Here is a 12,685-nt window from a genome sequence, read left to right as displayed (position 1 = left end):
AAACCCTTCCCCGTAAGGGGCACCCACGTCTACACTCCAAAACTAGCACCGCTAATTAACGTACGCATCGATCCGGAGCCGCACCGTGCGCACAGTCCACTTCGCCGCCGCCCGCCGCACCCCCATCGGCAAGCTCCGCGGCGCCCTGTCCTCCGTACGCCCCGACGACCTCGCGGCGGGCGTCGTCCGCGGTCTCCTCGCCGACCTGCCCCAGCTGGACCCGGCCAGGATCGACGACATCTACTGGGGCGCCGCCAACCAGGCGGGCGAGGACAACCGCAACGTGGCCCGGATGGCGGCCCTGCTCGCGGGCCTGCCGGAGTCCGTGCCCGGGGCGACGGTGAACCGGCTGTGCGCCTCGGGGCTCGAGGCGGTCACCACGGCGGCGCGCACCATCGCCGCGGGGGAGGCCGACATCGTGCTGGCGGGCGGATCCGAGTCGATGAGCCGCGCACCCTTCGTGCTGCCGCGCCCCGACGAGGCGCTCCCGCACAAGATGGAGACGGCGGACACGCGGCTCGGCTGGCGCCTGGTCAACCCGGAGATGAACAAGCTGCACGGCCTGCTCGCGATGGGCGAGACCGCCGAGGAGGTCGCCGAGCGGTACGGCATCTCGCGGCAGCGGCAGGACGAGTTCGCGCTGCGCAGCCACCAGCGCGCGGCGGAGGCCCGCTCGAAGGGGTACTTCGACGACGAGATCCTCCCGGTCGAGATCCCTGCCACCCGTACCCGCGAGGCCGGGGTCGTGTCGGCCGACGAGTGCGTGCGCGAGGACACCTCGTACGACAAACTCAGCGCTCTCAAGCCGGTGTTCCGCACGGGCGGCACGGTGACGGCGGGCAACGCCTCGCCGATGAACGACGGTGCGGCCGGGCTGCTCCTGGTCAGCGAGGAGGCGCTGAACGACCTCGGCCTGGAGTCGCTCGGCCGGTACGCGGCCGGGGCCTCGGCGGGCGTGGACCCCGACATCATGGGCATCGGCCCGGTCCCCGCCACGCGCAAGGCCCTGACCCGGCTCGGCTGGGACATCTCGTCCATCGAGGAGGCGGAGTTCAACGAGGCGTTCGCGGCCCAGGCGCTCGCCTGCGTGGACGGCCTCGGGATCGACCCCGAGCGGGTCAACACGAGCGGCGGCGCCATCGCCATCGGCCACCCCCTCGGCTGCTCCGGCGCCCGCATCCTGACCACCCTCCTGCACCGCATGCGCCGCACCGGCGCCCGGCGCGGCCTGGCGACGATGTGCGTGGGCGTGGGCCAGGGCAGCGCGCTGGTGGTGGAGCGGGACTGAGCCGGGACCGGGCGCGGGGGAGAGCGCGGCCGCAGGTGGTGCCCGTCAAGTTGCTTGGCCGTACCATCAGTTCCCGGTATGCACCCCACAGCCCTCGCTCTCCCTCCCGTGACGCCCTGGGAATTCGCCGCGCTGGCCGCCGCGGCGGCGGTCGTCGGCTTCTCCAAGACCGCCGTCAGCGGCGCCAACACGGTCAGCCTCGCGATCTTCGCCGCGGTGCTGCCCGCCCGGGAGTCCACCGGAGTGCTGCTCCCCGTGCTGATCGCCGGTGACCTCCTCGCCGTCCTCACCTACCGGCGGCACGCCCACTGGCCCACCCTGTGGCGGCTCTTCCCGGCCGTGGGCGCCGGGGTGGTCCTCGGCACGGTGTTCCTGATGTGGGCCGACGACGCCGCTGTACGGACGTCGATCGGCGCCATCCTGCTGCTCATGGCCGCCGTCACGGTGTGGCGGCGCCGGGCCGCCGCCCGGCGGGAGGAGGACCCCGAACCCGGCCCGCGCGCCGGCCGGTTGAAGGCCCCGTCCTACGGCGTCCTCGGCGGCTTCACCACCATGGTCGCCAACGCGGGCGGCCCCGTGATGTCGATGTACCTGCTCTCGGCGGGCTTCCGGAAGCTCAGCTTCCTCGGCACCTCGGCGTGGTTCTTCCTCATCGTGAACACCTCGAAGCTGCCCTTCAGCGTGGGCCTCGGCCTCATCGACGGCCGCTCCCTGCTCCTGGACGCGGCCCTCGTGCTCTTCGTCGTGCCGGGTGCGTACCTGGGCCGGGCCTGTGTGCACCGCATCAACCAGCGCCTCTTCGAACAGCTGGTGATCGGCGCGACCGTGCTCGGGGGCCTGCAGCTCCTGCTGCGCTAGGCGGCCGCCTCCACGGGCTCCCTGGGGGGCGGCGGCCCCTCGGACAGGTCCTCCGCGAGCAGCCGCTTGGCGATGGCGTCGACCGCGGCCATCAGCTCCTTGCCGGCCGGGCGCCCGATGTCCTTCTCGACCTGCTCGCCCAGCCACGCCGCCCACGCGTCGGCGATCACCTGGGCCTCCCGCTCGCCGGCCGGGGTGAGCGAGAAGTAGGTGCCGGTACGGGTCAGATAGCCCTCGTCCGTCATGCGGTCGAAGACGGGCACCAGGACCTCGGGCGGCACCCGGCGGCGGTCCGCGATCAGGTTGAGGCTCGCGTACCCGACCATGCGCGTGAACATGGCGACCTGCATCACCGCCCAGGCGCCCGCGATGTCCAGGCGCGTGTCGGAGCGGCTGACGATGGAGCGCGCCGTCCCCATCCCGACGGTGCGGACGATGTTGGCGACGCCCCGCTCCAGGAGCCGCCCCGAGTCCCCGCTCGACGGCTGCGCGAAGCCCTCGCCCATGTCCGTGGAGCCCATGCGCGCGCTGTCCCGCAGCTGCACCTGCTTGAGGAAGAGCGCCACCACGAAGCCGACGAGCGCCACGGGCACGGTCCACAGGAACACGGTGTGCAGCGTGTCCGCGTACGCCTTGATGACCGGTGCCGCGGCGGCCTTCGGCAGGGTGTGCAGCCCCTCCGGGCTCTGCGCCGCCCTGGCGATCGCCGCCGGGTCGCCGGTGCCGGTCGCGGCGGCCGCCCGCACCCCGTCCTGGAGGTTCGGCTTGAGGGTGTTGGCGTAGATGGTGCCGAACACGGCGGTCCCGAAGGAGCTGCCGAGCGTACGGAAGAAGGTCACGCCGGACGTGGCGGTGCCCAGATCCGTGTACGCGACGGTGTTCTGCACGGCGATGGTGAGGACCTGCATGCACAGGCCGATGCCGACGCCGAGCACGAACATGTAGAACGACTCCAGCCACGTGCTGGTCTCGCTCTTCATCAGCGACAGCAGATAGAGCCCGACGCCCATGACGAGCGCGCCGACGATCGGGAAGATCCGGTACTGGCCCGTCTTGCTGACCACGTTGCCGCTGAAGATCGACGCGATGAGCAGACCGACCACCATGGGCAGCGTGCGCACGCCGGAGATCGTGGCCGAGTCCCCGTCCACGTACTGCAGATACGTCGGCAGGAACGTCATCGCGCCGAGCATCGCGAAACCCACGATGAAGCTGAGGATGGAGCAGACGGTGAAGACCGGATTCGCGAACAGCCGCATCGGCAGCATCGGTTCGGCCGCCCGCGTCTCGACGACGCAGAACAGCGCGAGCGCGACGGCGCCGCCCGCGAAGAGCCCGATGATGGTGCCCGAGCCCCACGCGTACTGGTTGCCGCCCCAACTCGTCGCCAGGATCAGGGCGCTGGCCCCGATCGCGACGAGGGCGATGCCCAGGTAGTCGATGACGGGCCGCACCACCGACTTCACCACCGGGATGGTGCGGGCCGCGGCGGCGACCACGAGGATCGCGATGGGCACGTTGACGTAGAAGCACCAGCGCCAGCTCATGTGGTCGGTGAAGAGCCCGCCGAGCAGCGGCCCGATCACCGTCGCGACGCCGAAGACGGCACCGATCGCACCCTGGTACTTGCCGCGCTCCCGCAGCGGGATCACGTCGGCGATCAACGCCATCGCCGTCACCATCAGCCCGCCCGCGCCGATGCCCTGCAGCGCGCGCCAGGCGATGAGCAGCGTCATGTTCGTCGCGAGGCCGCACAGGAACGAGCCGGTGATGAAGATGATCGCCGACAGCTGGAAGACCACCTTGCGCCCGAACAGGTCGCCGAACTTCCCGACCAGGACCGTGGCGACGGTCTCCGCGAGCAGATACGACGTCACGACCCACGACATGTGCGCGGCCCCGCCGAGGTCGGCCACGATCGTGGGCAGCGCGGTGCCGACGATCGTCTGGTCGAGCGCGGCCAGCAGCATCCCCAGCATGATCGTCGCGAAGACGACGTTGCGGCGCCGCTTGTCCAGGACGGGCGGCGCCGACGCCTCGGCGGCGGGCCCGGCAGATCCGGCGGGAGCGGCCTCATCTGTGGTGGTCACAGGGCCACCCTCACACCGGGCCCGGGCATGTGCATGCGGGGCCCGTCCGGTCGGGCGGCACCAGGAGAGAGCGGTGACGCGTGCGGATCCGGCGCGGCCCGCGCGCTCAGCCGGCCTGGTCCGCCGCGAGGCGGGGCGCCTGCGCCGCCGCGTCCACGGGACCCTCGTCCGCCTCCAGCCGGTCGGCGAGCGCCCGCGCCCACGCGTCCAGGCCCGGCACGTCGATCCCGTAGGGGCGCTCCCGGCCGGGCGCCGCCCCGCACCAGGCCGTGACCGCGCCCGCCCCGCGCCGCAGCAGCCGCGCCCCGCCCGTCGCATTGCCGCGCGCCCCGTGCGTGAGCCCCACGGCGAGCTGCGCGAGCCCCTGCCACAGGCCGCGCTCCTCCTCGGGCCCCGACTTCCAGGCGTCCTCGAAGACCTCGTGCGCGTGGAAGGGGCGCCCCGCGTCCAGCAGGGCCTGGGCCTCCTCGACCGACTCGGCGGGCGTCCGCACGACGCCCTCCGGCTGCCGCGCCACCCCGTCCGTCCCGTACGGCAGCGGCCGCCCGAGCCCGTCGCGCGGCCGGGCGTTGCGGGCCCGGCCCTCGGCGTCACGGTCGCGGGCCCGTCCTCGGGGTGCAGTACTCATGCCGCGATTGTCGCGCGGGCCCGGCCGCCGGCGGTGCCCGGGGCGGCGGAGCACCCGGGAACGTGGGGTAAAGTTCTGCGTACGCGATCACGCGGAACACCACCGCCGATCGCGCCGGGACGTGGCGCAGCTTGGTAGCGCACTTGACTGGGGGTCAAGGGGTCGCAGGTTCAAATCCTGTCGTCCCGACGGAAACGTCGGTGAAGAACCGCACGGCAGAGGCCGCTCGAGAGGGCGGCCTCTTTCTGTTGCCGTCGGGCGTGCTTCGGCCTGTCGTCGTCAGGGATGCATCCGCGCACCCTTGAGCACCTTGTCCACCGCGTTGCGCGGCCCGTACACGGCCAGGCCCACGAGATCCAGGTCGCCGCCCGGCACCGCCCGCACCGCGGCGCGGTTGTCGCGGTCGTTGCCCGTGGTGAACAGGTCGGAGGTGAACACCGACCGGGGCAGGGAGCGGGAGAGGGCGCGGCTGTGCGCCGCCGTCAGCGTCTCCTTCGTGCCCTCGAAGACCAGGACGGGCTGGCGGAACATCGGCAGATACGGGGTGCCGTCGGCGTCGGCGTACGGTTCGCCGATCACCTCGGGCAGCTCTGAGCCCAGGCCGCTGACCAGGAAAGCCGTCACGTTGAGGCGCTGCCAGGTCTCCAGGTCGGAGCGCAGCAGCACGGCGATCTTGGTGTCGAAGCGGACAGGGGCGGCGGAGGCGGCGGAGGCGGCGGAGGCGGCGGTGTCGTCGGTGGTCATGCCCCGAGACTGCCGATCGGGCCCCCGTACCGTCTTGTACATTCCTTGCATGGTGGCCGGGGAGCAGGTGTCCGCGTGGCGCCCGCAGGTCCCGGGTGTCGTGGAGGTCTTCCACGCCCACTTCACCGAGCACGCGTACCCGATGCACGTCCACGACGTCTGGACGCTGCTCATCGTCGATGACGGCGCCGTCCGCTACGACCTGGACCGGCACGAGCGCGGCACCCCCGGCGACACCGTCTCCCTGCTCCCGCCGCAGGTGCCGCACAACGGCTCGCCCGCCACCGCCCACGGCTTCCGCAAGCGGGTCCTCTATCTGGACCTGAGCCAGCTCGACGCGAGCCTCATCGGGCCCGCGGTGGACGACCCCGACCTCGTCGACCCGCTGCTGCGGCGCCGCGTCGGGCAGCTGCACACCGCGCTCGCGGACCGGGGCGACGAACTGGAGGCACAGAGCAGGCTCGCCCTCATCCGGGAGCGGCTCCACACCCATCTGCGGCCCCGGCTCGTCACACCCGTGCGCGCGGCCGGCCGGGGTGTGGCCCACCGGCTGCGGGACCTCCTCGACGCACGGCTGCACGAGGGCGTCACGCTCGACGAGGCCGCGCTGCTCCTGAACGCCCATCCCGCCCATCTGATCCGGGCGTTCAGCGGCGCCTTCGGCATCGCCCCGCACCAGTACCTGATGGCCCGCCGGGTCGACCGGGCCCGGCGGCTCCTGCTCGACGGGCGGCCGCCCGGGCAGGTGGCGGCGGACGCCGGGTTCTACGACCAGTCGCACCTGAACCGGCACTTCAAGCGGATCGTGGGCACGACGCCCGGCCGCTTCCGCTGAGCGCCGCCCCGTCGTCCGAAGCCGCCAAGTCGCCCGGAAATAGCCGGACTTGACTGGACGGTGTGTGGCAGACTCGGCGCGCGGTCACGGGGGTGGGAACAGTGGGTTCAGCGACACCGGCGTCATCAGCGGCAACGACGGGCGCAGTGGGTGCGGCGGGATTGCTGGGTTCGGCGAGTTCCGTGCATGCGGTCGCGCGCTCCGTGCCGGAGGCGGGGGCGCGGGCGGACACGGTGGGCGAACTGGGCGCGGAACTCTCCCGGCACCTCGGCAGGCTCCTGCCGCACGACGGGTATCTGCTCACGGGCTACGACCCGCTCACCGGCGCGCGCTGCTTCCTCGCCTGCGAGAACAGCTATGACTCGCGCGCCCGGCGCCGCATGGACCGGGCCGATGCACTCGGCCGCACCCGCAGCCCCGTCGCCGAACTCGTCCACGGCGCCTGCCCGGCCGTCGTGCTCGGCGCCGGGGCGCAGGACGAGCGGCCCGGGGTGCGTCGGCTGCACGGGATCATGGCCGCCGACGGATACGGCAGCGAGCTGTGCGTCGCGCTCAGCCTGCGCGGCGTGCTCTGGGGCACGCTGGTGCTGCTGCGCGAGCGCGGCTCCCGCCCCTTCTCGCCCGCAGAGAACGCGCGCGCCGCCGAGCTCGCGGAGCCCCTCACCCGGGCCGTACGGCGGTACGTGACCGACAAGCCGCTGCGGCCCCGGCACGGCAGGGTCCCGCCCGCGCTCGCTCCCGGTGTCGTCGTCATCGGCGGCGACGACACGATCACCGGGGTGACCGCGGGGGTCCGTGAGGCCGCGCGCGGCCTCGTGCCCGGTGTCTATCCCTCCGGGCCCGCCGGGGACCAGGAACTCTTCGGTTTCGCCTGGCACATCACCTACACCGCGCGGCGCACGGCGGCCGCCGCGCTCACCCGCGCCCCCACCCCGCTGGGGTGGCTCTCCCTCACGGCCCAGCCGCTTGAGTGCGGGCCGGACGGAGCGGGCGGGCAGGGCGGCGGCTCGGTCGTGGTGACCCTCCAACCCGCCTCCACCGCCGACCTGTTGCCCGTGCTCGCCCAGTGGTACGGGATCTCCGGGCGCGAGCGCACGGTCGTCGAGCACGCCCTCGAAGGTCTCGCCGTCAAGCAGATCGCGCGCCGCCTCGACCTGTCACCGCATACGGTGAACGACCACTTCAAGGCGGTGTACCGCAAGACCGGGGTGACCGGCAGGGAGGAACTCCTGGCCTCCCTGAGCCCTTAGAGGTCAGTGCCCCTGGGCCGCCGGATGTCGCAGCGGCAGCTCGTGGATCGGCAGCTCCCGGCACGGGAGTTCGTAGATGAGGTCGAGCAGGTGCCGTTCGTTGCCCGCCAGGCCCGCGCGGTGCAGGGCCTCGTCCGCCTCCGCCATCGGCGCGTTGAGGAGCGGCAGGGCCCGGGCGGCGTGCTCGGGGTCGGCGAGGGCGGCGCGGACGGACTGGAGCAGCCGCACGTATGCCTGGGCCGCGGCGTGCTGCGGAGGGGTGAGGCCGTTCATGGAGACAACTCCCTGCTTCGGTTCGGCGATGCTTGCTCGAACCGACCAGTCTGGCGCCCGCCACTGACAATCCCCGTCGTCGGCCGCCGCACACGACGGCAGGCGTGTCGCCGAGGGGCCCTTCGTAAGGTTGATCCACACACCGTGCTCGACCCGCCCGCCACGCTTCGCCCGCACACCGCGCTTGACCCTCACACCGTGTCAGGCCCTGCACTGGAGGAGTCATGTTCACCATCGGAGACTTCGCCAAGCACGGCCGGGTGTCGGTCCGCATGCTGCGTCACTACGACGCGATCGGGCTGCTGCACCCCGCCCGCACCGACCCGGCCAGCGGCTACCGCTTCTACGAGGCAGCGCAGTTCGCCCGGCTCAACCGCCTCGTCGCGCTCAAGGACCTCGGCTTCACCCTGGAGCAGGTCCGGTCGATCCTCGACGACGAGGTGAGCGCCGAGGCGCTGCGCGGGATGCTGCGGCTGCGCCGTGCCGACCTGGAGACGGCGAGGGCCGCCGCGGCCGCCCGGCTGCACCAGGTCGAGGTGAGGCTCCGCACCCTGGAGAGCGAGGGAACCATGTCCACCCACGACGTCGTGGTGAAGAGCCTGCCACCCGTCCGGCTCGCCGAGTTGACCGGCACCGCCGCGAGTTACGGGCCGCAGGACATCAGTCCTGTCATCGGCCCGCTGTTCGAGGAGGTGGGGCGCCGGGTGAAGGCCGCGGGCGTCGTTCCGGCCGGGCCGGGCACCGCCCGCTACGAGGACGGGCCGCGGCCGGGGCAGATCATCGTGCACGCGGGGCTTCCGGTCGCCGCGGACGTCCAGGAGATCGAGGGCCTGCGGATGGTCGACGTGCCCGGCGTCGAGCGCGCCGCCACGATCGTGCACCGGGGCGCCATGGACGACGTGCTGCCCACCGCCCAGGCCCTGGCCCGCTGGATCGACGAGCACGGACACCGCTCCGCCGGGTACGCCCGCGAGCTCTCCCTGGCCTGTCCCGCGGACCGTACGCAGTGGGTGACGGAACTCCAGGAGCCGCTTCAGCCGCTTCAGCCGCCTTCGTCGCAGGACTCGCTTCCGTCACAGGGGCAGCAAGAGCAGCAAGAGGCGCAGGGGGCCCAGGGGACCCAGGAGGCGACCGCATGACCCGCACGAGTCCCGCACGGGAGACCGGGTTCCTGCCGGCCCACGACACGGGGCACACGCCCTACGTCGGCTCCGGCCCCTACTGCTACGCCCACTCCCTCGCGATGATGCTCGGCCCGGACGCGCCCCCGCCCGCGGTCGTCGAGACCCTCACGGGCTCGGCCTTCGGCGTCGGACTGGTCGGCGGCACGCTGCCGTTCTTCGACCCCTACGGCTGGGACCCCGAGGTCGGCCTCGACGATGCCGTCGACCTGCTCGGCTGGACGTGCGCGCGGGTGTCGGGCGGCACCCACGAGGAGGCCCAGGACCGGCTGCGCGCCTCCTGCGCCGAGGGCCCCGTCCTGGTGGGCCCGGTCGACATGGGCCTGCTGCTCCACCAGCCCGGCACCCCGGCCGCGTATGGCGGCTCGGGCGACCACTATGTGGTGGCGCTCGCCGTGGAGGGCGACACCGTGCTGTTCCACGACCCGCACGGCCACCCCTACGCGACCCTCCCCCTAAGGGAGTTCGTCGTCGCGTGGCGGGCGGAGTCGGTCCCGTACACGGACACCCCGTACGTCCAGCGGACCCGCTTCGCGCGGCGGCGCGAGGTGACGGACGAGCAGGCGCTGCGGGCGTCGCTGCCCGGCGCCGCGGCCTGGCTCGCGGGCCGCACGGACCGCCCGATGCCGGCCGGCTCCCTCGGCGGCGCCGCCGCGCTGGAGGAACTGGCCGCGTGGGTGGACCGGGGCCTCGACCCGGGCGTCCGCGCCCACTTGGCCCACTTCGCGATCCGCCTGGGGGCGCGCAGGCTCGGCGACGCGGCCGACTGCCTGGCCCGGCTGAGCCTCGGCGAGGCGTCGGCTGCGGCGTCCTGGCTGGCGCGGGGCATCGGCGCGCTGCAGTACCCGGTCGTCACGGGCGACGACCGGGTGACGAGCGCGGCGCTGCGGGAACTCGCCCCGGGCTACGAGCGGTTGCGACGAGCGCTGTCCGAGTGCTGACGGAGCGCTGACCGAGATCTGACGTCGAGCGGCGGCTTCGCGCTCCTCGTCCGCGCTTCTCCTCCGCACTCCTCTCCTCCGCACTCCTCGTCCCGCGTGCGGCGCGGGGACGTGGCTGACCCCCGTCCGGCCACGTCCCCGTCCCCCGCCCGGCAACCGGCCCGTGCTCTCCCCTGCGCGGGCCGACATCGGCTGATACGTCAGGCGCGGCCCCCGCGTTCAACGACCTCAGCCCGGCGCGCGAAATGCGCACGCCCCCGCTCGACGACGGACGCGCCATCCACCGTGAGGACCAGTCGGCCTCGTCACCCATGACTCATCAACTGCCTTCTGCCCTCGGCGTGTTGGCGTAATACCGGCTCTTGTGGGCGCGCGGAGACCCGGCCATACTCAGCGCCGTCACTTGTCATGGACGCGATCGCGCCCGGCGAGTGCATTGCTCATGTCAGGTAACTCCCCGGAGGCCGCGCGGAGCCGTGTGCCTCCCACCCCCCATGGAGGTACTGAGTGAGACACCAACGAGCGGGCAAGCGGCGGCTGATCGCGGCGGCAGCGGGCGTGGTCGCCCTGACCGCGGGCACCCTCACCCTGGCGAACACGAGCCAGGCGGCTCCCCGGCCCACCCCCGACCGCCTCAGCTCCGCCAAGGCAAGTGCCCTCGCCGAGACCCTCACCAAGGGCCTGAAGGGCGACGCGGCGGGCGCCTACTACGACGCGGCCGCCAAGAAGCTCGTCGTCAACGTCGTCGACCGGGCGGACATCGCCGGGGTGCGCGCCGCGGGCGCCGAGGCCAGCCTCGTCCAGCACACCCAGGCACGGCTCGACGCGGTGAAGTCGGAGCTCGGCAGGGCCGCCGTGCCCGGCACCGCACGCGCGGTCGACCCCGTCACCAACAAGGTCGTCGTCACCGCCGACAGCACCGTCAAGGGCGCGGCACTCGCCCGGCTCAAGAAGGACGTCGCCGCGCAGAAGGGCGCGGCCGTCCTCAAGCGCACCGCGGGCACGTTCCAGCCGCTCATCTCCGGCGGCGACGCCATCTGGAGCTCCAGCGGCCGCTGTTCGCTCGGCTTCAACGTCACCAAGGGCGGCCAGCCGTACTTCCTGACGGCCGGCCACTGCGCCGCGCTCGCCGGGACCAGCTGGTCCGAGACCCAGGGCGGCCCGGTCATCGGCGAGGTCGAGGACTACGAGTTCCCCGGCACCGACTCGGCCCTGGTGAAGTACACCGCCGACGTCGCGCACCCCAGCGAGGTCGACCTCTACAACGGCAGCGCCCAGCAGATCTCGGGCGCCCGCGAGGCCGTCGTCGGCGACCAGGTCCAGCGCAGCGGCTCCACCACCCAGGTCCACGACGGCTCGGTCCAGGCGGTCGGCGCCTCCGTCACCTATCCGCAGGGCACGGTGAACGGCCTGATCCAGACCGACGTGTGCGCCGAACCGGGCGACAGCGGCGGCTCGTTGTTCTCCGGCAGCGACGCGCTGGGTCTCACGTCCGGCGGCAGCGGCGACTGCTCGGGCGGCGGCCAGACCTTCTTCCAGCCGGTCACGGACGCCCTCGCGAAGTACGGGGCGCAGCTTCCCTGATCGCCCATGAGGCACGGCAGTCGTTGAGGGGTGCGTACGCCTGGCGTACGCACCCCTCGTCCGTGTGGGAGCCGTCCGCGTCGGAGAGGATGGCCCTGACGTGAACCACGGACAGAAGGGCACAGGGATGCGGCCAGCGGCCTCCGGACAGCTCACCGTCTCGCGCGCGAGCCTCGACGACTGGAACACCGTGGTCAGGGGGTGGGCCGCCGGTGAGGGGTGGAACCCCGGGCTGCGGGACGCGGACGCGTTCTTCGCGCAGGACCCCGAGGGGTTCTTCCTCGGCCGGGTCGACGGCGAGCCGGTCTCCGCGATCTCCGTCGTCAACTACGGGGAGCGGTACGCCTTTCTCGGGTTCTACCTGGTCCGGCCCGATCGGCGGGGGCGCGGCCACGGCCACGCCACCTGGAAGGCCGCCCTGGCACACGCGGGGGACCGGACCGTGGGGCTGGACGGCGTCGTCGCCCAGCAGGACAACTACCGGCGCTCCGGGTTCGAGTTCGTCCACCGCACGCTGCGGTTCGCGGGGCGGGTCCCGGCGGGGGAGGGGCGCGCGGCCGGACCGCGCCGGCATGTGCTGCCCGTGGACTCCGTGGAGCGTGCCGCCGTCACCGCGTACGACAGCGCCTGCTACCCCGCCGACCGGCCGCACTTCGTGGAGGCGTGGCTCGGCGCACCCGGGCACCGGGCCCTGGTCCGGGTCGTCGACGGGCGGGTCACCGGGTACGGGGTGGCCCGGCCCGCGGACGAAGGGGTGAAGATCGGTCCGCTGTTCGCGGACACCCGGGCCGACGCCGAGGCGCTCTTCGACGCGCTGACCGCCTCCGAGGACGGCGGGCTCGTCATGATCGACGTGCCCGAGCCGCACGCGGAGGCGGTGGCGCTGGTCCAACAGCGCGGCTTCGAGCCGGTGTTCGAGACCGCGCGGATGTACACGGGCCCGGTGCGGGAGTTCGCGCAGGAGAAGGTCTTCGGGGTCACGACCCTGGAGCTGGGCTGAGACCCCGGAGCCT

At 73.2% G+C, this 12,685-nt stretch carries 12 protein-coding genes and 1 tRNA gene; 9 read left to right on the top strand and 4 right to left on the bottom strand.

Translation table 11 applies throughout. The features are described from left to right. Positions 1–85 precede the first annotated feature (85 nt). Together ACQB60_RS15160 and ACQB60_RS15155 are read left to right on the top strand one after the other, a co-directional pair. The gene (locus ACQB60_RS15160; RefSeq protein WP_496926478.1) at positions 86–1,288 is read left to right on the top strand and encodes a thiolase family protein; all 1,203 of its coding nucleotides are present in this window, start codon (positions 86–88) and stop codon (positions 1,286–1,288) included. 108 nt (positions 1,289–1,396) lie between these two features. Beyond that, a complete protein-coding gene (locus ACQB60_RS15155; RefSeq protein ID WP_496926477.1) occupies positions 1,397–2,146 on the top strand; it encodes a sulfite exporter TauE/SafE family protein in 750 nt (249 codons plus the stop codon). Here the strand turns inward: ACQB60_RS15155 and ACQB60_RS15150 are convergent. After that, the gene (locus ACQB60_RS15150) at positions 2,143–4,236 is read right to left on the bottom strand and encodes an MDR family MFS transporter (protein ID WP_496926476.1); all 2,094 of its coding nucleotides are present in this window, start codon (positions 4,234–4,236) and stop codon (positions 2,143–2,145) included. The genes ACQB60_RS15155 and ACQB60_RS15150 overlap by 4 nt on opposite strands. 106 nt (positions 4,237–4,342) lie before the next feature. Then, on the bottom strand, positions 4,343–4,864 hold the full coding sequence (locus ACQB60_RS15145) for a DUF309 domain-containing protein (RefSeq protein ID WP_496926475.1): 522 nt from the start codon (positions 4,862–4,864) through the stop codon (positions 4,343–4,345). A gap of 115 nt (positions 4,865–4,979) precedes the next feature. Here ACQB60_RS15145 and ACQB60_RS15140 point away from each other — a divergent pair. After that, a tRNA-Pro gene (locus ACQB60_RS15140) sits at positions 4,980–5,053 on the top strand. Between the two features lie 90 nt (positions 5,054–5,143). On the opposite strand, the gene ACQB60_RS15135 is transcribed toward ACQB60_RS15140, so the two are convergent. After that, positions 5,144–5,608, bottom strand: a complete 465-nt coding sequence (locus tag ACQB60_RS15135; protein WP_496926474.1) for a DUF2000 family protein — start codon at positions 5,606–5,608, stop codon at positions 5,144–5,146. A gap of 49 nt (positions 5,609–5,657) precedes the next feature. Between ACQB60_RS15135 and ACQB60_RS15130 the strand changes: the two genes are divergently transcribed. Both ACQB60_RS15130 and ACQB60_RS15125 read left to right on the top strand, forming a co-directional pair. Further along, complete coding sequence (locus ACQB60_RS15130) at positions 5,658–6,443, top strand: helix-turn-helix transcriptional regulator (RefSeq protein ID WP_496926473.1); 786 nt, start codon at positions 5,658–5,660, stop codon at positions 6,441–6,443. 182 nt (positions 6,444–6,625) lie between these two features. Next, on the top strand, positions 6,626–7,693 hold the full coding sequence (locus ACQB60_RS15125; RefSeq protein ID WP_496926472.1) for a helix-turn-helix transcriptional regulator: 1,068 nt from the start codon (positions 6,626–6,628) through the stop codon (positions 7,691–7,693). 3 nt (positions 7,694–7,696) lie between these two features. Here ACQB60_RS15125 and ACQB60_RS15120 read toward each other — a convergent pair whose 3' ends face one another. Then, positions 7,697–7,966: a hypothetical protein gene (locus ACQB60_RS15120; RefSeq protein WP_496926471.1), complete on the bottom strand. Its 270-nt coding sequence runs from the start codon at positions 7,964–7,966 to the stop codon at positions 7,697–7,699. A 224-nt stretch (positions 7,967–8,190) separates the two neighbouring features. On the opposite strand from ACQB60_RS15120, the gene ACQB60_RS15115 reads away from it, so the two are divergent. The 4 genes from ACQB60_RS15115 to ACQB60_RS15100 all read left to right on the top strand — a co-directional run bounded on the left by ACQB60_RS15115 (position 8,191) and on the right by ACQB60_RS15100 (position 12,672). Continuing rightward, a complete protein-coding gene (locus ACQB60_RS15115) occupies positions 8,191–9,105 on the top strand; it encodes a MerR family transcriptional regulator (protein ID WP_496926470.1) in 915 nt (304 codons plus the stop codon). Continuing rightward, a complete protein-coding gene (locus tag ACQB60_RS15110; RefSeq protein WP_496926469.1) occupies positions 9,102–10,088 on the top strand; it encodes a YobF C-terminal domain-containing protein in 987 nt (328 codons plus the stop codon). The genes ACQB60_RS15115 and ACQB60_RS15110 overlap by 4 nt, the downstream gene beginning before the upstream one ends. Before the next feature lie 507 nt (positions 10,089–10,595). After that, the gene (locus tag ACQB60_RS15105) at positions 10,596–11,672 is read left to right on the top strand and encodes a S1 family peptidase (RefSeq protein WP_496926468.1); all 1,077 of its coding nucleotides are present in this window, start codon (positions 10,596–10,598) and stop codon (positions 11,670–11,672) included. A 127-nt stretch (positions 11,673–11,799) separates the two neighbouring features. After that, positions 11,800–12,672, top strand: a complete 873-nt coding sequence (locus tag ACQB60_RS15100) for a GNAT family N-acetyltransferase (protein WP_496926642.1) — start codon at positions 11,800–11,802, stop codon at positions 12,670–12,672. Positions 12,673–12,685: the final 13 nt, after the last annotated feature.

Origin of the sequence: Streptomyces odontotermitis (assembly GCF_050510915.1) — a bacterium.
Taxonomy (GTDB): Bacteria; Actinomycetota; Actinomycetes; order Streptomycetales; family Streptomycetaceae; genus Streptomyces.
The sequence above is the reverse complement of the archived record's forward strand: the minus strand, read 5'-3'. Positions and strand labels throughout refer to the sequence as shown.

Coding starts and splice junctions, on each gene's coding strand:
- ACQB60_RS15145 (WP_496926475.1), bottom strand. CDS start 4,864: ATGAGTACTGCACCCCGAGGACGGGCCCGCGACCGTGACGCCGAGGGC.
- ACQB60_RS15135 (WP_496926474.1), bottom strand. CDS start 5,608: ATGACCACCGACGACACCGCCGCCTCCGCCGCCTCCGCCGCCTCCGCC.
- ACQB60_RS15130 (WP_496926473.1), top strand. CDS start 5,658: ATGGTGGCCGGGGAGCAGGTGTCCGCGTGGCGCCCGCAGGTCCCGGGT.
- ACQB60_RS15120 (WP_496926471.1), bottom strand. CDS start 7,966: ATGAACGGCCTCACCCCTCCGCAGCACGCCGCGGCCCAGGCATACGTG.
- ACQB60_RS15115 (WP_496926470.1), top strand. CDS start 8,191: ATGTTCACCATCGGAGACTTCGCCAAGCACGGCCGGGTGTCGGTCCGC.
- ACQB60_RS15110 (WP_496926469.1), top strand. CDS start 9,102: ATGACCCGCACGAGTCCCGCACGGGAGACCGGGTTCCTGCCGGCCCAC.
- ACQB60_RS15100 (WP_496926642.1), top strand. CDS start 11,800: ATGCGGCCAGCGGCCTCCGGACAGCTCACCGTCTCGCGCGCGAGCCTC.